Below are 19,920 nucleotides of genomic sequence, written 5' to 3'. Positions count from 1 at the left end.
CCCTTACCAGAGAATCCGACGCATGGACTTTTCCCGCTTTTTTATCGACAGGCCAATTTTCGCCGCGGTGCTGTCGATTTTGATTTTTATTACCGGGCTCATCGCCATCCCGCTGCTGCCGGTCAGCGAATACCCTGACGTCGTACCACCGAGTGTGCAGGTACGCGCGGAGTATCCGGGCGCCAACCCGAAAGTGATCGCCGAGACCGTGGCGACGCCGCTGGAAGAAGCGATCAACGGCGTCGAAAACATGATGTACATGAAGTCCGTCGCCGGCTCCGACGGCGTACTGGTTACCACCGTCACCTTCCGTCCTGGCACTGACCCCGATCAGGCGCAGGTTCAGGTACAAAACCGGGTATCACAGGCCGAAGCGCGTCTGCCGGAAGATGTACGCCGTCTGGGGATCACCACCCAGAAACAGTCGCCGACGCTCACCCTGGTGGTGCATCTGTTTTCGCCCAACGGAAAATACGATTCGCTGTATATGCGTAACTACGCCACCTTAAAAGTGAAGGACGAACTGGCGCGCCTGCCCGGCGTCGGCCAAATCCAGATTTTCGGTGCCGGCGAATACGCCATGCGAATCTGGCTGGATCCGAATAAGGTGGCCGCACGTGGGTTGACCGCCTCCGATGTGGTGACGGCGATGCAGGAGCAAAACGTGCAGGTGTCCGCCGGGCAGCTTGGCGCCGAGCCACTGCCGAAAGAGAGCGACTTCCTGATCTCGATTAACGCCCAGGGGCGTCTGCACACGGAAGAAGAGTTCGGCAATATCATTCTCAAAACGGCCCAGGATGGTTCGCTGGTACGTCTGCGCGACGTTGCACGCATCGAAATGGGGTCGGGCAGCTACGCGCTACGTTCCCAGCTTAACAATAAAGATGCGGTCGGGATCGGCATCTTCCAGTCGCCGGGAGCCAACGCCATTGATTTGTCGAATGCGGTACGCGCCAAAATGGACGAACTGTCCACGCGTTTCCCGGAAGACATGAAGTGGGCCGCCCCTTACGACCCCACCGTTTTTGTGCGCGACTCTATTCGCGCGGTGGTGCAAACCCTGCTCGAAGCGGTAGTGCTGGTGGTACTGGTGGTGATCCTGTTCCTGCAAACCTGGCGCGCATCGATTATTCCATTGATTGCCGTACCGGTCTCGGTAGTGGGGACGTTCGGTATTCTCTATCTGCTTGGCTTCTCGCTTAACACCCTGAGCCTGTTCGGTCTGGTTCTCGCCATTGGGATCGTGGTGGACGACGCGATTGTGGTGGTGGAAAACGTCGAGCGCAATATCGAGGAGGGGCTCGCCCCTCTGCAGGCGGCGCACCAGGCGATGCGTGAAGTTTCCGGGCCGATTATCGCCATCGCCCTGGTGCTGTGCGCGGTGTTCGTACCGATGGCCTTCCTCTCCGGCGTAACCGGGCAGTTCTATAAACAGTTTGCGGTGACGATCGCGATTTCGACGGTGATCTCGGCCATCAACTCGCTGACCCTCTCCCCGGCGCTGGCGGCCCTGCTGCTGAAGCCGCACGGCGCGCCAAGAGATCTCCCGACCCGGCTTATCGATCGCCTGTTCGGCTGGCTGTTCCGCCCGTTTAACCGCTTTTTCCATCGCAGCTCGCACGGTTACCAGGGGCTGGTTGGCAAAACGCTCGGACGACGTGGCGCCGTGTTTATTGTTTACCTGCTGCTGCTCGGCGCCGCCGGGGTGATGTTTAAAGCCGTGCCGGGCGGGTTTATTCCCACCCAGGACAAGCTCTACCTGATTGGCGGCGTGAAAATGCCGGAAGGTTCTTCGCTGGCCCGCACCGACGCGGTCATCCGTAAAATGAGCGAAATCGGGATGAACACTGAAGGCGTGGATTATGCGGTGGCGTTTCCAGGACTTAACGCGCTGCAATTCACCAATACGCCGAACACCGGTACGGTATTTTTTGGCCTGAAGCCGTTCGATCAGCGTAAACATTCTGCGGCGGAAATTAACGCCGAGATCAATGCCAAAATCGCGCAAATCCAGGAAGGCTTTGGCTTCTCAATCCTGCCGCCGCCGATTCTCGGCCTCGGCCAGGGGTCCGGTTACTCGCTGTATATTCAGGATCGAGGGGGCTTAGGCTACGGTGCGCTACAAACGGCGGTGAATACCCTGTCCGGGGCAATCATGCAAACGCCGGGAATGCACTTCCCTATTTCAACCTACCAGGCAAACGTACCGCAGCTGGATGTGCAGGTCGATCGCGACAAGGCGAAAGCGCAGGGGGTATCGCTGACCGATCTGTTCGGTACGCTGCAAACCTACCTGGGATCATCTTATGTGAACGACTTTAACCAGTTCGGCCGAACCTGGCGCGTCATGGCGCAGGCCGACGGGCCGTTCCGCGACAGCGTGGAGGATATTGCCAATCTGCGCACCCGGAATAACCAGGGTGAAATGGTGCCGATCGGCAGTATGGTCAATATCAGCACGACCTACGGGCCGGATCCGGTGATCCGCTACAACGGCTATCCGGCGGCGGATCTGATCGGCGACGCCGATCCTCGGGTACTCTCTTCCGCTCAGGCGATGACCAAACTGGCCGCGATGTCCGGCCAGCTGCTGCCGAATGGTATGAACATCGAATGGACGGATCTGAGCTTCCAGCAGGCCACCCAGGGCAACACGGCGCTGATTGTCTTCCCGGTGGCGGTACTTCTGGCGTTCCTGGTGCTGGCGGCGCTGTATGAAAGCTGGACGCTGCCGCTGGCGGTGATCCTCATTGTTCCGATGACTCTGCTCTCCGCCCTGTTCGGCGTCTGGCTCACCGGCGGCGATAATAACGTCTTCGTGCAGGTTGGACTGGTGGTGTTGATGGGGCTGGCTTGTAAAAACGCCATCCTGATCGTTGAGTTTGCTCGCGAGCTGGAAATTCAGGGAAAAGGGATCATGGAAGCCGCGCTGGAAGCCTGCCGCCTGCGTCTGCGTCCAATCGTGATGACCTCCATCGCCTTTATTGCCGGAACAATTCCGCTGATCCTCGGCCACGGAGCGGGCGCAGAAGTGCGCGGCGTCACCGGGATTACGGTGTTCTCCGGGATGCTCGGCGTGACGCTGTTTGGTCTGTTCCTGACGCCGGTGTTCTACGTCACGCTGCGTAAGCTGGTCACACGCGGTAAACCGGCGCTGGAAGCGCAGCCTGAATAGGTCACAACAAAAAAACCGCCTTCTGGATGAAGGCGGAGACGGGTGACAAACCTGTTTTGAACACTGCGCGCGCGTTTTGCCGGGTGGCGGCTGACGCCTGACCCGGCCTACGAAACCCGTAATATCAGACGATGAGATAATCTCTGTTGGCCAACAAAACCCGCACTAGCAAACGATGAGACAATCTCTGCTGGTCAACAAAACCCGTAATATCAGACGATGAGATAATCTCTGCTGGCCAACAAAACCCGCACTATCAAACGATGAGATAATCTCTGTAGGCCCGCGCAAGCGAAGCGCCGCCGGGCAATGTAGGAAGCTCGTTTATTATCAAAAACCTATGCCTTCTGAGTGAAGGCATTTTTTGTGCTGACGGCAGGATTAATGCGTTTTTTTATACAGGCTATCCAGTTCTGGCAGCAGCTCGCAGCCGCTGGTATCGCCTTTTTTGACCTTTTCCAGCGCGCTTGCCACGGTATGGCGAGCTAACACATCCAGCGAAGCCTGCTCTGCTTCGTCGGCGATAGACTTGAAGTACCAGCAGGCGTTGGCGCTGACCACGCAGCGGGCCGGCACATCGGGCCGCGACGCCCACAGCTTTTTATCTTCAATCACCGACACGTAGATATCGCGCAGGGTGATGCTCTCCGCCGGGCGACCAAGGTGGATGGAACCGTTGCGTCCCAGCGTGGAGACAATAATACCGTCACGGGTGAGCGGCACCATTAATTTGCGGATAAAGCTCGGGTTGGCTTCCAGGCCGTAGGCCAGAATCGCACTCGTCGAACGTTGACCCAACTGCTCCGCCATCGCTACGCTGAGAACCATCTGCAAAGCTGTCGGGAAGCGATAATCTAACATTTTATCTTCCTGGGTTGCGGTGAATCTTGTTCTTTTTGGCACCGCAGAGGTGAATAAGCAATGAGCAACAATATAACAAATACGGTCATTTTTTTGAAGCAATCTGCGCGCGACCCGTTGCGTAAAAGACACTTTCCGCACCACACACATCGCCATCCAGGGTATTTAACCGCCCACGTTTATCGCTAAAGACGATCCCAGTCCGGCAGCTTGTTGGCACGCTTACGCCAGGCATGAAATAGTGCCATCAAAAAGCCGAATAAGCCTCCGGCGGTCACGCTGGCAAACAGCGCGTCAAGGGCGCTATAGCCTTCACTTTGCCAGGTGCTAAACCACATAAAAACGCCCCATAAACAGCCAAACCAGGCGGCGAAGAACAGCATATTGCGCCAGAACGGGGCAAACGGCGGCGGCGGCATTTTACCGCCGAGTTTCCAGAAAAGACGCAGCAGCGGAGGCGCATAGTTGCTCCGCCACATCTTTTTCTCTTCCATCAGCGCAATCGCTTTTTTCTTCTTCTCTTCAAATGCCATCGTTCAGCTCCTTCCTCTGGAGATAAATAATGCCTGTTAAGGGTGTTCAATATTCAGCCACAGGCCCGAAAAAACAGCAATACTCAACATTTGCCTTGTTGCGCTCCGGAGGGCCAGACTGTCACCGCCCTCAATAATTCCACTTCGGCCTGGCCACCGTATTCTTCTTCAGTAAATTGCGGAACTCTTTCAGATAGGGCTCGTTGCTGCGCCCGCGTTTGCAGATCGCCGAAAACGGCGACTGGAAGCCAAATTCGTTAGGCAGCAGCACCCGCAGCCGGTTCTCCTTGATCCACGGCCAGGCATAATGCTCAGGGAGATAGCCGATATATTTTCCTGAAAGAATCAGCAGCAGCTGCGCATCGACGGTTTCCACGGTGGCGCTGCCTTTACTGAAACCGCGCCGCCGCAGGTCGCTGGTATTCCAGTAGCTACGGGTCACCAGCGGACACTGGCTGATGTGGTCTTTATCGAGCTGGCGGCTGAAAAACATCGGATGAAGATCGCTGCAGTAGAGCCAGTGCTGCTCGCGATAGAGCGGCTCGCTGATAATGTTATGCACCTGGGAGTTGTAGCTGCCGATCGCCAGATCGATATGGTTGTTCAGCACGCCGTTCAGCTGCTCCGCCGGGGTGCGGATAATCAGCTTGATATGCACATGGGGAAACTTATCGCTGAAGCTACGCAGCACCACCGGCAGCGACAGCGCGGTTTCAGTTTCAATCGAGTCCAGCGTTGAAATACAAATCGTGCCGCTGTGCTCGCCTTTTAGCAGCGCCGACTGGCGCTCCAGCTCGTTCAGCTCGCTCAGCACCCGAATCGCCTGCTGTAAAAACTGCTGCCCTTTCTCGGTCAAGGCGAAGCCTCCGCGCCCGCGCTGGCACAGGCTGAACCCCAGCTGCCCTTCCAGCTGAGACATCGCGTTGCTGATCGCCGACACGGAAATCCCCAGCTCCTGCTGGGCTCTGCTATAGCTTTCCAGGCGCGCCACCGCCTCAAAAACCTGCAGCTGCCGAATGTTGAGACTGCCGTCGTTGAGCATACTTAGTTCACCAATAAATGAACTAAGTATTTACGGCAGACGATGTAAAGTCCAGCCCATCTTTCGCACTATCTCCCTGTCGAGTATTTGTGTGTCAGATTCAGGAGCTGAAATGGATAACGTCTTTCATCAACCGCAGGGTGGCAACGAGATGCCACGTTTTGGCGGCCGCGCAACGATGATGCGCCTGCCGTTTATTGAAGATTTACAGGGACTTGATGCGGCATTCGTCGGCATCCCGTTAGACATCGGTACCTCTCAGCGATCCGGCACCCGCTACGGGCCGCGCTATATCCGCACCGAATCGGTGATGATTCGCCCCTATAACATGGCAACCGGCGCGGCGCCTTTCGAATCGCTGTCGGTGGCCGACATTGGCGACGTACCGATAAATACCTACAGCCTGCTCAAATCGGTGCAGATCATCGAGGATTACTACACCGGTTTAAATAGTTTCCCGCTGATCCCGCTGACCCTTGGCGGTGACCACACCATCACCCTGCCAATCCTGCGCGCCCTGACTAAAAAACATGGCCCGGTTGGCCTGATTCATGTCGATGCGCATACCGATACCAACGATGAAATGTTTGGGGAAAAAATCGCCCACGGCACCACCTTCCGCCGCGCCGTTGAAGAGGGGCTGCTGGACCTCAAACGGGTGGTGCAGATTGGTCAGCGTGCCCAGGGTTACGCCGCCGGCGACTTCCAGTGGGGCGTCGACCAGGGCTTTCGCCTGGTACAGGCGGAGCAGTGCTGGCACAAATCCCTCGCCCCGCTGATGGCCGAAGTCCGCCAGCAGATGGGCGACGGTCCGGTCTATCTCAGTTTCGATATCGACAGTCTCGATCCCATCTGGGCGCCCGGTACCGGCACGCCGGAAGTCGGCGGCCTGACATCGATTCAGGCGCTGGAAATCGTTCGCGGCTGCCGCGGCCTGAACCTGATTGGCGGCGATCTGGTCGAGGTCTCTCCGCCCTACGACGTGAGTGGCAACACCTCCCAGCTGGCGGCAAACCTGCTGTACGAAATGCTCTGCGTCCTGCCCGGCGTGAAATACCCATAGAGGATTCGGCTCATGCAACTCACGGTTTTTCGTACGCTTTGGGGGGTCACCACCCCGTGGCAGCAAACGGTCAGCGAGCTGAAAAGCGTCGGCTGCGGCGGCATCGAAGCACGCGTACCGCTGATCCCGGAAGAGCAGCAGACGCTGGCCCGACGCCTGCAGGAATCGGCGCTGGAATATATCGCTATCGTATTCAGCGGCGGCGGCGTGATCCCCGCTCAGGCCGACACGCCCCGGCAGCATCTTGAACGCCTGAAAGGTCGTTTTGATGATGCCAAAGCGCTGAACCCTCGCTTCGTTAATCTGCTGGCCGGCAACGACCGCTGGCCGCTGGCGCAGCAGGTGGATTTTCTTGGCCAGGCCCACGAGCTGGCGGCGGCGTATGAGCTGACCTGCAGCTTTGAAACCCATCGCGCCACCTCGCTGTATAGCCCGTGGCTGACTCTCGAGATTATCCAGCAGCTGCCTGAGCTGCGGTTTACCGCCGATATCAGCCACTGGATTGTGGTGAGTGAACGTCTGCTGGATGACCCCTGCGATGATTTCAGCGCGTTTATCGACCGCGTGCACCACATTCAGGCCCGCGCTGGTTATGACCAGGGGCCGCAGGTGCCCCATCCGGCCGCGCCGGAATATCGGGCCGCGCTGCAGTTTCAACAGCGCTTCTGGCAGCAAATCTGGCACTCGCAGCGCCGGCGTGGGTATCAGCACACCACGCTGACACCCGAGTTTGGCCCCGACGGCTATCTGCATCACCTGCCGTTCACCAACGTCCCGGTGGCCGACCTGTGGTCGCTGAATGCGTGGATGGCGAAACATCAACAGCAGCATTTCGCCGAGTTTTTATCGCTAACCGAAAAGGATCTGTCGTAATGAGCGTCGCAAAAAGTTCTTTCACTGAGTTACCGACCATCGATATCAGCGATCTGGCCAGCGACAGTCTGGCAAAGCGCCAGGCCGTCGCCGACACCATCGGCAAAGCGGCGCGGGAGGTCGGTTTTTTCTATATCACCGGCCACGGCATTGCCCCTGAACTGATCGCCGGCATCCGCGCAGCGGCAAAAGCGCTCTTCGCCCTGCCGATGGAGCAAAAGATGCAGTACTACATCGGCCATTCCCGCAGCCATAAAGGCTACGTCCCCGAAGGCGAAGAGATTTACGGCTCCGGCAAACCGGACCATAAAGAGGCGTTCGATATTGGCTTCCAGGCGGCGGACGACCATCCGTTTGTGCTGGCCGGCACGCCGCTGATTGGTGCCAACGAGTGGCCGGAACTGGCGGAATTTCAATCCCGGGTGCTGGCCTACTATGACGCGGTTTTCGCCCTTGGCCATCGCCTGTTTGACGCCTTCGCCCTCGCCCTTGGCCTGCCGGAAGGATATTTCAAGGCGATGGTGACCTGCCCGCCGTCGAAGCTGCGCCTGATCCACTATCCCTTTGACGCCAGCGCCGAGGATGTTCCCGGTATTGGTGCACACACCGATTACGAGTGCTTCACCCTGCTGCTCGCCGACCAGCCGGGCCTGGAAGTCCTGAACGAAGAAAGCGTCTGGATCGATGCGCCGCCGGCGAAGAGCGCCGCCGGAGAAGAGGCTTTCGTGATCAATATCGGCGACATGCTGGAAGTATTAAGCGCTGGCACATTTGTTGCTACAGCTCACCGTGTTCGCAAGGTGCCGCAGGAACGCTACTCCTTCCCGCTGTTTTTCGCCTGCGACTACCACACGCTGATTCGGCCGCTGCCCAATTTTTTAGCCGCCGGGGAAGCCAGCGACTACCAGGAATTAAGCATTGGCGAGCATATGTGGAGCCAGGCGCTGCAAACCTATCGCTACCTGCGTGAGAAAGTCACCCGCGGCGAGCTGCAGCTTCCGGAGCGCGCGCGCGGCACCAACACCTTTGGTCACCTGAAGAAACAAGCACAGCAAAAAACCGTTAATAACCCGTGAGGATACATGATGAAAAAAACGCTTAAGTCGCTCTCGCACCGTGTGGCTTTGGGCATCGCCGTCGCCGCTTGCTTTTCTCCGCTGACCCAGGCCGCAGAACTGCTGACCGATGGTGTCTTTAAAGTCGGCATGGAGGTCACCTATCCGCCGTTTGAATCCTATGACAGCAACAACAACATCGTTGGCCTCGATCCGGAGTTTGCCGCGCTGATTGCCGAACAGCTCAACGCGAAGCCACAGCTGATCGATACCAAATTCACCAGCCTGATTTTAGGCATCGGCAAGAAATACGACGCGGTGATATCCGGGATGTACGTCACGCCTGAGCGCCTGAAACAGGCCGATGCGATCCCTTACGCCCTCTCCGGCGCGTCGATTATCGCCCTGAAGAGCAGCGCGATTCAGCCCAAAACGGAAGACGAGCTCTGCGGCGTCAAGGTGGGCCTGCAGCAGGGCACCACCTGGGTCACCAGCCTGAAGAATCACTCCGACGAGTATTGCCTGAAGAACGGTAAACCGGCCATCAGCATCCAGGAGTTCCCGACCGCGCCGGAAGCCTCGCAGGCCCTGCTGTCGAAAAACATTAACGCGCAGTTAGAAATCGCCCCGGCGGCGCAAATCATTGTCGATAAAAGTCGTGGACGGCTGGCTATCAGCTCCACGCGGCTGGTCTACCCGTTGCCTCTGGGGATTTACGTTGCGAAGGGAAATAGCGAACTGGTGACTGCCATTAAATCAACATTAACCACCTTAAAAGCCAACGGCAAATATGACGCCATTATCAAGAAATACAATTTAGAGCGCATCGATTAAATACAATAAAGCACACGAGCAACAGGAGTCGGTATGGAGTTCGATTGGGGATACTTTTTCTCATTATTTAGCGTTGGGGCATTCTGGCAGGCGTGTATCACCGTCATCGTCGTCAGTTCATTGTCCTGGTTTATTGGCCTGGTATTAGGATTTTTATTAGCCTGCGCGAAGCTCTCAGGTCCGCGCTGGCTAAAGGTTCCCGTCGAACTCTATATTTGGTTTTTTCGCAGCGTGCCGTTAATGGTGCTGCTGGTCTTTGTCTATAACCTGCCGCAGCTCTTTCCGGTTACGCAGCCGCTGCTCGGTATTCCGTTTATTGCCGGATTAGTGTCGATGACCGTTACCGAAGCAGCGTATATGGCGGAAATCCATCGCGGCGGATTAATGTCAGTGGCGAAAGGACAAAGCGAAGCCGGTCACGCATTAAGTTTCAGCTTTATTGGCATTCAGCGCTTAATTATTATTCCGCAGGCGTTTCGTATTTCGTTACCCACCCTGATTAATGAATACATCACGATTATTAAGCTCAGCTCAATATTATCGGTTATTTCACTTCCGGAGCTGCTGCTCACCGGACAGCGCCTGTATGCGCAAAACTTCCTCGTCATGGAGACGCTGCTGGCGGTCGCGGTCTACTACGTCATGGTGGTAACGGTCTTCACCTGGCTGTTCCGGGCGCTGGAAAATGTACTGGATATTCAGCAAAAGCGCCCGCAGACCTTCAATGACGCCGAGTGTGACGCCCTGCGTCAGTCGCTGAAGGCGCCGCAGCATACGGCGAAAGCCGAACCCACCAGCGGTAACCCGCCGGCGCTCGATCTGCGCGCGATCGAGAAATCCTGGGGCCAGCATCAGGTCCTGAAGGGTATCGATCTGAAAGTCGAAAACGGTCAGGTCATCAGCATCATCGGGCCGTCGGGGTCCGGCAAAACCACCCTTATCCGCACCATTAACGCGCTGGAAAGCATCGATGCCGGGGAGATCGTGCTCTATGGCGAAGATTACCTTAAGGGGGCGGCAATCGTGGATAAGCCGCAGATGCGCGCCGGCGTGCGGCGTATCGGCATGGTTTTCCAGAGTTTCAACCTGTTCCCTCACCGCACGGTGCTCGATAACGTCATGCTCGCCCCGCTGTATCACAAGCTGGTTGAGCAGCGGGTGGCCAGAGAGCAGGCCCTCTATCTGCTGGATCGCGTCGGCCTGCTGGCCCATGCCGAAAAATACCCCTGGCAGCTCTCCGGCGGCCAGCAGCAGCGCGTCGCCATCGCCAGAGCGCTGGCTTTAAAACCGGACATCATGCTGTTTGACGAACCCACCTCCGCGCTGGATCCCGAACTGGTGGGGGAAGTGCTGAAGGTGATTCAGTCTCTTGCCCGTGAAGGGATGACGATGCTGATCGTCACCCATGAGATGGACTTCGCTTTATCCATCTCTGACCGGGTGGTGATGATGGAAAACGGCGTCGTGGCGAGCGATGTGCCTCCACAGCGCATCCGCAACGGCGCGGAAGATCCGGCGCTGAGCCGCATACGTGAATTTATGGGAGTGCAATAAATGACGACTGAACGTGAACTACGCCAGGATCTGGCTGCCGCCTACCGGCTTGCGGCGCTGTTTGGCTGGGAAGATACGCTTTATACCCACTTTTCCGTGCGCCTGCCGGGCGACGGCGAACCGCGGTTTCTGATAAATCCGTTCGGCATGATGTTCGATGAGGTGACGGCCAGTAATCTCATCGTCGTCGATATGCAGGGAAAGGTCGTAGAGGGCCACGCTCCGGCCAACTCGGCCGGCTTTACCATCCACAGCGCGGTGCATATGGCGCGGGAAGATGCGCATTGCGTCATCCATACCCATACGCTGCCGGGTATGGCGGTCGCCGCCTGCCAGCAGGGATTGTTACAGCTTAACCAGATCAGCACCGAGTTTTATCAGCGCGTCGGCTATCACCCGTATGAGGGCGTGGCGTTTGACCTCGACGAACGCGAACGTATTCAGCGCTCGCTGGGGGATCATATCGCCATGATTCTGCAAAGCCACGGCCTGCTGTCGGTCGGGCGTACCGTCGCCGACGCGTTTTACATCATGTACTACCTCAACCGCGCCTGCGAAATTCAAATGGCCAGCGCCCAGCTCGCTCCGCTCAGCGCCATCCACACCATTCCTGCCCACCTGAGCCAGCATGCCTGCGAACAGCTGATGGGCGTGGAACATGAGCGCCAGCTGGTCTGGCAGGCGTGGTTGCGCCGCCTGAACCGTCTCGACACTTCTTACAAAGACTAACGCCTATGCCAAACCTGACTATCGTTGTCGATTGCAATGACCAGAACTATGCCCGCGAGATTTGCGAGGCGCTGCGGCTGTTCCCGGACGTAACCGCGGTCTTGCCCGAACATCCGGCGGCCCGCACCGCGGAATATGCCAGCTGCTGGTTTCCCGATGCCAGCCTGCTGACGCGTTCGCCGGCATTAAAATTAATCCAGGCCGCATCGGCCGGGGTAGACCATCTCCCCGATAACCTGTTCGCCAGCTCTGTTCCGCTCTGCCGGGTGGTGGATGAGGATTTCCGTCACGGGATGTTCGAGTACGCGCTATGGGGCGTGCTGTGGTTTCAGCGCAGCTTCGACCGCGCGCTGGCGCATCAACGCCAGAGGGTCTGGAAGATCTATCCGCAGCGGGCCGCCAGCGATTTTCGCATTGGCGTGATGGGACTTGGCGAAATCGGCGGTTATATCGCCACCCGCCTCGCCGGGCTGGGGTATCACGTTTCTGGCTGGGCGCGCAGCGAGAAACAACTCCCCGGCGTCCGGTGCTATCACGGCGATGCGCAGGCCGGTGAATTTTTTGCTGAGCTGGATGCGCTGATCAACGTTCTGCCGCTCACCGAACAGACTCGCGGTATTCTCGCCCGGCCGCTGCTCGATCGGCTTCCCGCAGGCGCGGTACTCATCAACTGCGGGCGCGGCGAACATATGGTGAATCACGATATTCTGCAGGCGCTGGATAGCGGCCGGCTGGCGGGCGCGGTACTGGATGTCTTCCCCGTTGAACCCCTGCCGCAGGATGACCCGCTCTGGCTGCATCCGCAGGTGGTCATCACCCCACATATGGCCTCGATCGCGCCGGCGGAGGTGATTGCCCGCCAGCTGCTGGAGAACATTCACCGCCAGCAGCGTGCGCTGCCGCTGAACAATCTGGTGGATAAACAGCGGGGCTATTGAGCCTTTACTCAGGCGATCCCCGGCCTGCGCCCTCATCAGCTGCTACGCTTAATGGTCTGTCTGACAACACATAAGGCCAGAGTTATGAAGATTGATCTTTCGGGGAAAGTTGCGCTGGTGACCGCATCCACGGCCGGAATTGGCTTTGCTATCGCCAAAGGGCTGGCGGCCAGCGGCGCGGAGGTGGTGGTCAACGGGCGCAGCGAGCGTAGCGTCAACGAGGCCATCGCTCGCCTGCAAAACGAGGTACCCGGCGCCAGGCCGCGCGCTGCCGTTGCCGACCTCAGCGGTGGCGAAGGGGTCGCGCAGCTCCTGCAGGCGGTAAACGGCGTCGATATTCTGGTCAATAACGCCGGGATTTATGGCCCGCTGGACTTCTACGACACCGACGATGCCATTTGGGAAAACTACTGGCAGACCAACGTTATGTCCGGCGTAAGGCTGTCGCGTGCGCTGCTGCCGGCGATGGTGCAAAAAGGCTGGGGCCGGGTGGTGTTTATCTCCTCGGAGTCGGCGCGCAACATTCCGGCGGACATGATTCACTATGGCGTGACCAAAACCGCTCAGCTGTCGCTGGCGCGCGGGCTGGCGAAATTTGTAGCCGGTAGCGGCGTGACGGTGAACAGCGTGTTGCCCGGCCCGACGATTTCCGATGGCTTTGCCGAAATGATGAAAGACGAGGTAGCGAAAACCGGTAAACCGCTGGACCAGCTCGCCAAAGAGTTTGTGATGACCCATCGCCCCAGCTCGGTGATCCAGCGGGCGGCATCGGTTGATGAAGTGGCTAATATGGTGGTGTACGTCTGCTCAACTCAGGCCTCCGCCACCTCCGGCGCGGCGCTGCGCGTCGATGGCGGCGTGGTAGATGATATTGTCTGACCGCTTAGCGCCCGCCCGCTGACTAGCGGCCGGGCTTTTTGGCCGGATCGTTAACCGACGTCATTTCGAACTGACCTTCAGGGTCCATGGCGTTGACCGCCTTTTGCAGTTCCGCAAGGGCAAACTTGAGGGAAGCCACCTCCTCCCGTAGCGCCTGCATCTCCTGCTCTTGCGTGGTGCTGCGGCTGGTTTTTGGAAAGGCTTCAAACACATCCTCTTCAAGGAACATACGAACCTGGCGGTTATCAACATTCACCAGCTGATACTTCAGCCGGCCGCTGTTGATCGCGTTATAGATAGTCTTGCGACTGACCATCGCTAACTCTATGACGTCGCTGATTCGTAACATCTTTCCCCTCTCCGCTTCCGGCCTCACCGTCTGGCGCCCATCATTTTATCTTACTGCGTGACGACGGCATCGGTGAACACTTTTGCAATCTCCTCTGGCGTCATTTTAACGATATCGTTAACGCGATCGCGATCGGCTAATAATGCGAATAAGGATTGAATAATTGCCACTTTTTCGCAAGTTTTATCAATGGCCATCATGACCACGATCTCCGGCACCACCCTCTCTTCCGGCTCATCGGTACGGTGAAACGCCACGCCGGCCCGATTGATACCGATGGCAAACCCGGTGTGGTTAACATGCTCAAACTCGGTATGCGGAATGGCGACGCTGTGGGTCTCCATAAAGATCCCCGTCGGGTAGCGCTCCTCACGAGCGAGCACGCCGTCGGTGAAACTCGGTTTTACCAGACCATCCGCCAGCAGACTTTGGGCAAGGCGGGTTAGTAAGGCCGTCCGACTCACGGCCTCGTTAAATGTCACCACTCGCTGAGCGCTAAACATCATTTTCCTGCCTCCGTCGCCGCTTCTGCCGGCTGTTCATTTTCCTGGGCCAGTTTGCGGCGATTCCACAACACCAGCGCGAGGGTGCACAGGGTCAGAATCCCGACGCCAATCTCTTTGAGGTGGAAGCTCTGGATAATCGCCCACGGCAACATGGCCCCGGCATAATCCACGCTACTGATACTGGTGGTGCCCTGCGGCAGCGAGAAGCCGGTGCTGACCGCGGTGCTGGTGACAATCGGCGCCAGGTTGGTACCAATCAGCAGCGCCAGGCTCAGGGTTAACAGCCCGGTCAGCAGCGTGCGGAACATATCGCCGCGGCATACCGCCGTTACCAGAACAAAGGCAAAGGGTAAACCGGTTAATGACGCAAAAGGCAGGAACTGGTTGCCGGGAATGATGGCCGCGAGAACCAGCATCACCGGAATCATCAGCATCGAAACGGACAGCGTGACCGGATGCCCGACGCTGACGGCAGAGTCCAGACCAATGGCAATTTTACCGAACGATCCGGCTCGTGACTGGGCAATTTCCTGAATACGCTCACTGATCGGATAGACCCCTTCCATCAGCATCTTCGCCATCCGCGGAATAATGGTCATCACCGCCGCCATGGTAATCGCAGTTTGCAAAATAGCCTTGACTTCAATGCCGGCAATAATGCCGAGCAGCGCGCCGATAATAGCCCCGAGGGAAGCCGGGTCGCCGAGAATAGATAATCTCCGCTGAATCACTTCCGTATCAATTTTAATATCACGCACCACCGGAATACGGTCGACAATAGCATTCACCAGCCATGCCGCCGGAACAAATGAAGCGGAGAAACCGTGTGGCACCGAAATAGAGGGCAGATTTAAATATTTTTCAACATCGCCGCTGGTACGGTCGGCAATCACCATCGTAATAATGCAGTTAATCCCGGCGGCAAATATCCCCAACCACAGGCTATCGGTAATAATCGTCACCAGTGAGCCGGTAAACGCGTGATGCCACAGGTTCCAGATATCGACGTTCAACACCCGGGTGGTTTTGGTGTACAGCATCAGCACGTTAATCGCCACGCACACCGGAATCACCAGCGCTCCGACGCGCGTCCCCATCGCCACCGCCGCTGCCGCGGGCCAGCCCACATCCAGCACGTTCAGATTCAGACCGAAACGCTCTACCAGCGCGTGGCTGACGGGCGTCAGAGAATCGATCATCAGGTTCACCGTAATGCTTAAGCCGATAAACCCGATCCCCACCATTAAGCCCGCTTTCAGGGCTTTACTGAGGGACAGACGTAATAATAGACCGAGGAGCATAAATATCAGCGGCATCATCACCGATGCGCCTAAACCCACGATGTAATCAACAATAAACATGGCTTAACCCTCGGCGAGAATTAATTCTTTCACGCTGCTGAACACTTTATCGGTACCCATGCCGGTTAATAGCGGCAGAGCGTTAATGACCGGAACGGACAGCGCAACGGGCGACGTCGAGACGATAAAATCGACGTCGTCACGGGTTTTGGCCTCCGCCACGGTACCTTGTGAAATACGAACCTTATCGAGGATATTTTCTTTTTTCAGGAAGTCCTGCAGTTTATTTAAGGCGACGGTGCTGGTCGCTACGCCAGCGCCGCAGCAAATCATCATGTGTTTCATATGAATTCCTCTCTGTTTTGGTGAGGGGAATTAAAACATGCGGAGGGGAGAGGAATTGTGATCAGTGTGTAATTTTACACACTGAATACACAAAGGATGGTAAAAAGACAGTAATCAATTGATAACTATGAGAATTAAGTTTTACCTGAACGATAATCAGGCAAAAACCGTGATATAGATCTCATTAAATGGCTCGTTCATCACAACATTTCCGCTTTTCATCTCAGGGCTGCGGCGCGTTATCCGTAATACCGTAGGCGGCATATTTCTGCAGCAAAGCATGATATTCCCCGTTGTCACGCAGCGTTTTCAATGCCGAAGTCAGCTGCTGCGCCAGCGCCGTGTTGCCTTTGCGAACGTAAATCCCCAGCGTTTGCGGGTAAATCGTCTGCGGGGAACTCACCTTCAGGCGGCCTTTACTACGCTGGGTAAACAGGCTGACCACGCCAGCGATATCCACCTGGGCCTGAATATTTCCGGAGAGCAGCGCCTGCAGCGTCTCCGGCGAGGTCGGGAATTCTTTAATCTCAATAGCCCCTTTGCCCTGCTGCTGGCAATCGCCTGCCGAAAGCGCCTGCAGCTTTTTCACCCATGAAGTCCCCTGCTGTAGTCCGACGGTTAGCCCACAGAGATCGTATTCCGTTTGCGGCGCCACGGGACTGTCGCTGCGCACCATAATATAGGCCCCGGTGTTGGCGTACGGGATAGCATCCGCCTGACGGGTACGTTCCTCGGTGATATAGAGCGCCGAGATCACCGCATCCTGGCGCCCGCCGCTCAGACCAAGGATCAGGCTGCTGAATTTCGTATCCACCAGCTGGAGCGTTAAGCCTGTTTGCTGGCTGAGCAGCGCCGCCAGTTCGGCATCGAACCCCACGATGGCGTCATCCTGCCAGGATTCAAATGGCGGGTAGGCCACTTCCATAGCTATTTTTATTTTTCCCGGTGAGAGAGTGGCATCGGCCGCATGCGCCGCCGATGCCAGCCCCAACGCCAGTCCCAGCGTGGTCGCAAGATAACCTAGTGAGAGACATTTTTTCATCAGTTGGCTCCGGTTAAGCAGAAATGCGCCGATGATGAGCATCGGCAAGCTGGCAAAGCAGTTCGAACATCAGGGTCGCGCCGGTCAGGCTGGTGAGATTGCCCTGGTCAAACGGCGGCGATACCTCCACCAGGTCGGCACCAATCAGGTTCAACCCGGCAAGCTGGCGGAGACAATGCTGCGCCTGCAAGGTGGTCATACCGCCAATTTCCGGCGTTCCGGTGCCGGGGGCATAGACCGGATCCAGCACGTCGATATCAAAGCTGATGTAGGTGGGCTGGTCGCCGACAATCTCCCGCGCCCGCTGCATCACCCGCTCGACGCCCAGTTCATTGACCTGCTCCATACGGATAATCGTGATGCCGTTTTCCTCCGCCCAGCGGTGTTCATCCGCGGAGAACAGCGCGCCGCGAATACCGATTTGCACCGTGCGTCTCGGGTCGAGAACCCCCTCTTCCACGGCGCGGCGAAACGGGGTGCCGTGGGTAAAGCGCTCACCGCCAAAATAGCTGTCGTTGGTGTCCGAATGGGCATCAAAATGGATCATGCCCAGCGGCTTATTCCGTCCCAGCGCCCGCAAAATCGGCAAGGTGGTGAGATGGTCGCCCCCCGCGGTTAACGGCATTACCTGCTGCTGATTAAGGGCGTGATACCAGGCCTCAATGCGCGCCAGGCTATCCTGCATATCCACGGGATTAATCCGCACATCGCCCAGATCGCCTACCCGCGCATAATCGTAGGGAGAGCGGCGGGTCACCGGATGGATCCGCCGCACCAGGCTGGAGGCATTGCGCAGTTCGCGCGGCCCGTGGCGTGTGCCGGCACGGTTAGTGGTTCCGCCATCCCACGGCACCCCCACCACGCTGATATCCAGTTCGCTGGTCTGCGGGGCAAACGGAAGACGGAAAAAGGTCGGTAATCCGCTGAAGCGCGGAATTTCACCATCCTGCGGCTGCGGGTACTCATGTTCAGTTGCGGATGTCATTGCAGTTTCTCCATGGCTTATCGGGGCGATAAAGAGATACTGCGGAACGTAGTACAGAGAAAAAATAGTCAAAGCCAAAAAATTAGTTTAGAAAAATAAAAACAAAACCCGGGACTTACAGTGGAGTATTCCCCTATGTCAGTGGGCAAATTTCCCAATCTGCGCCTGTTACACGTTTTTATCACCGTCGCAAAATATCAGGGCTACGCCAACGCCCAGCAGGAGCTTAACCTGACGGTTTCGGCCATCAGCAACTATATGAGTGAGCTTGAAGAGAAGCTGGGAATCATTCTGTGTCGCCGTGGCAGAGGCGGATTTTCGCTGACGGAAAAAGGGGAAACCGTCCTTCAGCAAAGCATCGATTTGCTGAATTCGCTGGAGGATTTCGAACGCAATACGGCCACTCTGCGGGGCGAGCAAACCGGGATCTTTAATCTTGGCGTCATCGATTCTACGATTACCGATCCGATGCTGCCCATGAGCGATATTATTGCGACATTCAGCGAACGCTTCCCGCGGGTACAGATAAACCTGCAGGTCAGAAGTCCGAACGCGCTTTTACAGGGCGTGTTGAATAACGAACTGGATCTCGCCGTCGGGACCTTCTCACTTCAGGCCAACAGCGTGATTTCTCATCCGCTCTATCGCGAACAAAACTGGCTCTACTGCGGCGATAAGCACCCGCTCTTTACCGTTAAACATCTGACGGAAGCGCTGATTTCGCCGATGCGGATGGTCACCCGCAGCTACTGGAGCAACAGTGATTTGGGGCGTAAAGGCTTTAAGCAGAGCGAAGCCAGCGCCGAAAGTATGGAAGCACAGCTGATGCTCATCTTGTCCGGCAAATATATCGGCTATCTGCCGGAGCACTATGCGCTGCCGTGGGTACAAGCGCAAAAGCTGCGCGCCCTGCTGCCGACAGAATATGGCTACCAGGCTCCCTTTTCGCTGATCTTTCGCCGCGGGCGCAGCAAAGAGACGTTAATTCGCGCGATGCGGGATACCGTCCGCACTCGCGTGAAAGGGCGAAAAGGCTAAAGGCCGCAGGGCGGAAAAATCTGACGCTTACTCCCGGCCGCCGGCACCTATTCGTGAATCTTCCATTTTTGTTTGAGGATATTTTTATCCTGACTGTCCAGCCAGCGGTTCACCTTCTCCAGCAGCGGCTGATTATCTTTGTTCATCATATAGACTTTAAAACTGGCGGTGCCCGGGAAGGGTTTATCCGTCGCGACGCAGAAGACACCGGGCTCTTTGTTCTCGTAATAGACGCCTTCAATCAGGTCGGTGACCATCATATCGGCGGTTTTCTGGCGTAACGCCTCGAGATTATCGACGTTATTTTTGACCCTGATAATCTGCGCATGTTTGAGATGAGCATCGACGTAGCTCTGATTGGTGCCGCCCGGGTTAACAATCACTTTCACATTGGGGCGGTCAATCTTTTCCAGGCTGCCGAGTGCCGGGGCCGCCATACAGTTCGCCAGGGCGATTTTTCCGTTTGCCACCACCGGATGGCTGAGGGCGAAATCTTTAGCCCGTTCCGGGGTTTCAGTGACACCGCCCATCGCAATATCAAACTTATCGGCCTTCAGATCGCTGGAAAGCGTCGGCCAGCTGGTCAGCACAAAGGTGACCTTAAGCCCCAGCTTCTGCCCCAGATCCTTTGCCATATCCACGTCGTAACCACGCAGTTCGCCCGCTTCGTTGTGGAACGCCAGCGGAGCATAGTCGCCCGGAACGCCCACTTTCAACTCACCGCTTTGTTGAATCGCCTGCAGATCCCGCGCCTGGCTACCGCAGGCAATACTCGCGAGTACGAAGGTCAGACAGACCTTTAAGTTCATACCATCATC

20 protein-coding genes are annotated in these 19,920 nt (G+C 57.0%); 10 read left to right on the top strand and 10 right to left on the bottom strand.

All coding sequences use genetic code 11. The features are described 5' to 3' along the window. Positions 1 to 22 precede the first annotated feature (22 nt). Positions 23 to 3,175, top strand: coding sequence for a multidrug efflux RND transporter permease subunit OqxB (gene oqxB, locus AC236I_RS05790; protein WP_015585912.1), 3,153 nt, complete (start codon positions 23 to 25; stop codon positions 3,173 to 3,175). A gap of 381 nt (positions 3,176 to 3,556) precedes the next feature. On the opposite strand, the gene oqxR is transcribed toward oqxB, so the two are convergent. The 3 genes from oqxR to AC236I_RS05775 all read right to left on the bottom strand — a co-directional run bounded on the left by oqxR (position 3,557) and on the right by AC236I_RS05775 (position 5,611). After that, positions 3,557 to 4,036 (bottom strand): efflux pump transcriptional repressor OqxR, encoded by a 480-nt coding sequence (gene oqxR, locus AC236I_RS05785; RefSeq protein WP_004866631.1) that lies wholly within the window; start codon positions 4,034 to 4,036, stop codon positions 3,557 to 3,559. Positions 4,037 to 4,221: 185 nt separating this feature from the next. Further along, positions 4,222 to 4,569 carry a DUF6404 family protein gene (locus tag AC236I_RS05780; RefSeq protein ID WP_064367829.1) on the bottom strand — a complete coding sequence of 116 codons (348 nt, stop codon included), beginning with the start codon at positions 4,567 to 4,569 and terminating at the stop codon, positions 4,222 to 4,224. A 130-nt stretch (positions 4,570 to 4,699) separates the two neighbouring features. Further along, a complete protein-coding gene (locus AC236I_RS05775) occupies positions 4,700 to 5,611 on the bottom strand; it encodes a LysR family transcriptional regulator (RefSeq protein ID WP_004866636.1) in 912 nt (303 codons plus the stop codon). A gap of 112 nt (positions 5,612 to 5,723) precedes the next feature. On the opposite strand from AC236I_RS05775, the gene speB (AC236I_RS05770) reads away from it, so the two are divergent. The 8 genes from speB (AC236I_RS05770) (at position 5,724) to AC236I_RS05735 (ending at position 13,536) form a co-directional block, all read left to right on the top strand. Continuing rightward, positions 5,724 to 6,674 (top strand): agmatinase, encoded by a 951-nt coding sequence (gene speB / locus AC236I_RS05770; protein ID WP_004866639.1) that lies wholly within the window; start codon positions 5,724 to 5,726, stop codon positions 6,672 to 6,674. A gap of 12 nt (positions 6,675 to 6,686) precedes the next feature. Further along, positions 6,687 to 7,547, top strand: a complete 861-nt coding sequence (locus AC236I_RS05765; protein WP_015585911.1) for a sugar phosphate isomerase/epimerase family protein — start codon at positions 6,687 to 6,689, stop codon at positions 7,545 to 7,547. Further along, positions 7,547 to 8,623 carry an isopenicillin N synthase family dioxygenase gene (locus AC236I_RS05760; protein ID WP_015585910.1) on the top strand — a complete coding sequence of 359 codons (1,077 nt, stop codon included), beginning with the start codon at positions 7,547 to 7,549 and terminating at the stop codon, positions 8,621 to 8,623. Before AC236I_RS05765 ends, AC236I_RS05760 begins: the two co-directional genes overlap by 1 nt. A gap of 9 nt (positions 8,624 to 8,632) precedes the next feature. Next, complete coding sequence (locus tag AC236I_RS05755; RefSeq protein WP_044023589.1) at positions 8,633 to 9,436, top strand: ABC transporter substrate-binding protein; 804 nt, start codon at positions 8,633 to 8,635, stop codon at positions 9,434 to 9,436. Between the two features lie 33 nt (positions 9,437 to 9,469). Further along, positions 9,470 to 10,990, top strand: a complete 1,521-nt coding sequence (locus AC236I_RS05750; RefSeq protein ID WP_004866653.1) for an amino acid ABC transporter permease/ATP-binding protein — start codon at positions 9,470 to 9,472, stop codon at positions 10,988 to 10,990. Beyond that, complete coding sequence (locus AC236I_RS05745) at positions 10,991 to 11,719, top strand: class II aldolase/adducin family protein (protein ID WP_004866655.1); 729 nt, start codon at positions 10,991 to 10,993, stop codon at positions 11,717 to 11,719. A gap of 5 nt (positions 11,720 to 11,724) precedes the next feature. Further along, positions 11,725 to 12,657, top strand: a complete 933-nt coding sequence (locus tag AC236I_RS05740; RefSeq protein ID WP_015585908.1) for a 2-hydroxyacid dehydrogenase — start codon at positions 11,725 to 11,727, stop codon at positions 12,655 to 12,657. A gap of 84 nt (positions 12,658 to 12,741) precedes the next feature. Further along, positions 12,742 to 13,536, top strand: a complete 795-nt coding sequence (locus tag AC236I_RS05735) for an SDR family NAD(P)-dependent oxidoreductase (RefSeq protein WP_004866661.1) — start codon at positions 12,742 to 12,744, stop codon at positions 13,534 to 13,536. Positions 13,537 to 13,558: 22 nt separating this feature from the next. Here the strand turns inward: AC236I_RS05735 and AC236I_RS05730 are convergent, their stop codons facing one another. The 6 genes from AC236I_RS05730 to speB (AC236I_RS05705) all read right to left on the bottom strand — a co-directional run bounded on the left by AC236I_RS05730 (position 13,559) and on the right by speB (AC236I_RS05705) (position 18,064). Further along, on the bottom strand, positions 13,559 to 13,885 hold the full coding sequence (locus tag AC236I_RS05730) for a MerR family transcriptional regulator (RefSeq protein WP_004866665.1): 327 nt from the start codon (positions 13,883 to 13,885) through the stop codon (positions 13,559 to 13,561). Between the two features lie 50 nt (positions 13,886 to 13,935). Next, positions 13,936 to 14,391: a PTS sugar transporter subunit IIA gene (locus AC236I_RS05725; RefSeq protein WP_004866667.1), complete on the bottom strand. Its 456-nt coding sequence runs from the start codon at positions 14,389 to 14,391 to the stop codon at positions 13,936 to 13,938. Continuing rightward, positions 14,388 to 15,752 carry a PTS galactitol transporter subunit IIC gene (locus tag AC236I_RS05720; protein ID WP_004866671.1) on the bottom strand — a complete coding sequence of 455 codons (1,365 nt, stop codon included), beginning with the start codon at positions 15,750 to 15,752 and terminating at the stop codon, positions 14,388 to 14,390. Before AC236I_RS05720 ends, AC236I_RS05725 begins: the two co-directional genes overlap by 4 nt. 3 nt (positions 15,753 to 15,755) lie before the next feature. Further along, the gene (locus AC236I_RS05715) at positions 15,756 to 16,037 is read right to left on the bottom strand and encodes a PTS sugar transporter subunit IIB (RefSeq protein WP_004866676.1); all 282 of its coding nucleotides are present in this window, start codon (positions 16,035 to 16,037) and stop codon (positions 15,756 to 15,758) included. A gap of 223 nt (positions 16,038 to 16,260) precedes the next feature. Then, a complete protein-coding gene (locus AC236I_RS05710; RefSeq protein WP_015585906.1) occupies positions 16,261 to 17,079 on the bottom strand; it encodes an ABC transporter substrate-binding protein in 819 nt (272 codons plus the stop codon). Between the two features lie 13 nt (positions 17,080 to 17,092). Beyond that, positions 17,093 to 18,064 carry an agmatinase gene (speB, locus tag AC236I_RS05705; protein ID WP_015585905.1) on the bottom strand — a complete coding sequence of 324 codons (972 nt, stop codon included), beginning with the start codon at positions 18,062 to 18,064 and terminating at the stop codon, positions 17,093 to 17,095. 135 nt (positions 18,065 to 18,199) lie between these two features. Between speB (AC236I_RS05705) and AC236I_RS05700 the strand changes: the two genes are divergently transcribed. Beyond that, on the top strand, positions 18,200 to 19,102 hold the full coding sequence (locus AC236I_RS05700; RefSeq protein WP_268650847.1) for a LysR family transcriptional regulator: 903 nt from the start codon (positions 18,200 to 18,202) through the stop codon (positions 19,100 to 19,102). Positions 19,103 to 19,149: 47 nt separating this feature from the next. On the opposite strand, the gene AC236I_RS05695 is transcribed toward AC236I_RS05700, so the two are convergent. Beyond that, entirely contained in the window at positions 19,150 to 19,911 is a 762-nt protein-coding gene (locus tag AC236I_RS05695; RefSeq protein WP_004866701.1) for a transporter substrate-binding domain-containing protein, read from the bottom strand. Between the last annotated feature and the right edge of the window lie 9 nt (positions 19,912 to 19,920).

The sequence above is a fragment of the Klebsiella sp. Sb-30 genome, assembly GCF_057652795.1.
This window is presented reverse-complemented; position numbering and strand designations above follow the sequence as displayed.

Bases quoted from the DNA above. Each gene is read 5' to 3' on its own strand.
- speB (WP_015585905.1), bottom strand. From the start codon at position 18,064: ATGACATCCGCAACTGAACATGAGTACCCGCAGCCGCAGGATGGTGAA.
- AC236I_RS05710 (WP_015585906.1), bottom strand. From the start codon at position 17,079: ATGAAAAAATGTCTCTCACTAGGTTATCTTGCGACCACGCTGGGACTG.
- AC236I_RS05780 (WP_064367829.1), bottom strand. From the start codon at position 4,569: ATGGCATTTGAAGAGAAGAAGAAAAAAGCGATTGCGCTGATGGAAGAG.
- oqxR (WP_004866631.1), bottom strand. From the start codon at position 4,036: ATGTTAGATTATCGCTTCCCGACAGCTTTGCAGATGGTTCTCAGCGTA.
- AC236I_RS05755 (WP_044023589.1), top strand. From the start codon at position 8,633: ATGAAAAAAACGCTTAAGTCGCTCTCGCACCGTGTGGCTTTGGGCATC.
- AC236I_RS05730 (WP_004866665.1), bottom strand. From the start codon at position 13,885: ATGTTACGAATCAGCGACGTCATAGAGTTAGCGATGGTCAGTCGCAAG.
- oqxB (WP_015585912.1), top strand. From the start codon at position 23: ATGGACTTTTCCCGCTTTTTTATCGACAGGCCAATTTTCGCCGCGGTG.
- AC236I_RS05735 (WP_004866661.1), top strand. From the start codon at position 12,742: ATGAAGATTGATCTTTCGGGGAAAGTTGCGCTGGTGACCGCATCCACG.
- AC236I_RS05750 (WP_004866653.1), top strand. From the start codon at position 9,470: ATGGAGTTCGATTGGGGATACTTTTTCTCATTATTTAGCGTTGGGGCA.
- AC236I_RS05775 (WP_004866636.1), bottom strand. From the start codon at position 5,611: ATGCTCAACGACGGCAGTCTCAACATTCGGCAGCTGCAGGTTTTTGAG.
- AC236I_RS05725 (WP_004866667.1), bottom strand. From the start codon at position 14,391: ATGATGTTTAGCGCTCAGCGAGTGGTGACATTTAACGAGGCCGTGAGT.
- AC236I_RS05740 (WP_015585908.1), top strand. From the start codon at position 11,725: ATGCCAAACCTGACTATCGTTGTCGATTGCAATGACCAGAACTATGCC.
- AC236I_RS05715 (WP_004866676.1), bottom strand. From the start codon at position 16,037: ATGAAACACATGATGATTTGCTGCGGCGCTGGCGTAGCGACCAGCACC.
- AC236I_RS05695 (WP_004866701.1), bottom strand. From the start codon at position 19,911: ATGAACTTAAAGGTCTGTCTGACCTTCGTACTCGCGAGTATTGCCTGC.
- AC236I_RS05700 (WP_268650847.1), top strand. From the start codon at position 18,200: ATGTCAGTGGGCAAATTTCCCAATCTGCGCCTGTTACACGTTTTTATC.
- AC236I_RS05760 (WP_015585910.1), top strand. From the start codon at position 7,547: ATGAGCGTCGCAAAAAGTTCTTTCACTGAGTTACCGACCATCGATATC.
- AC236I_RS05720 (WP_004866671.1), bottom strand. From the start codon at position 15,752: ATGTTTATTGTTGATTACATCGTGGGTTTAGGCGCATCGGTGATGATG.
- speB (WP_004866639.1), top strand. From the start codon at position 5,724: ATGGATAACGTCTTTCATCAACCGCAGGGTGGCAACGAGATGCCACGT.
- AC236I_RS05745 (WP_004866655.1), top strand. From the start codon at position 10,991: ATGACGACTGAACGTGAACTACGCCAGGATCTGGCTGCCGCCTACCGG.
- AC236I_RS05765 (WP_015585911.1), top strand. From the start codon at position 6,687: ATGCAACTCACGGTTTTTCGTACGCTTTGGGGGGTCACCACCCCGTGG.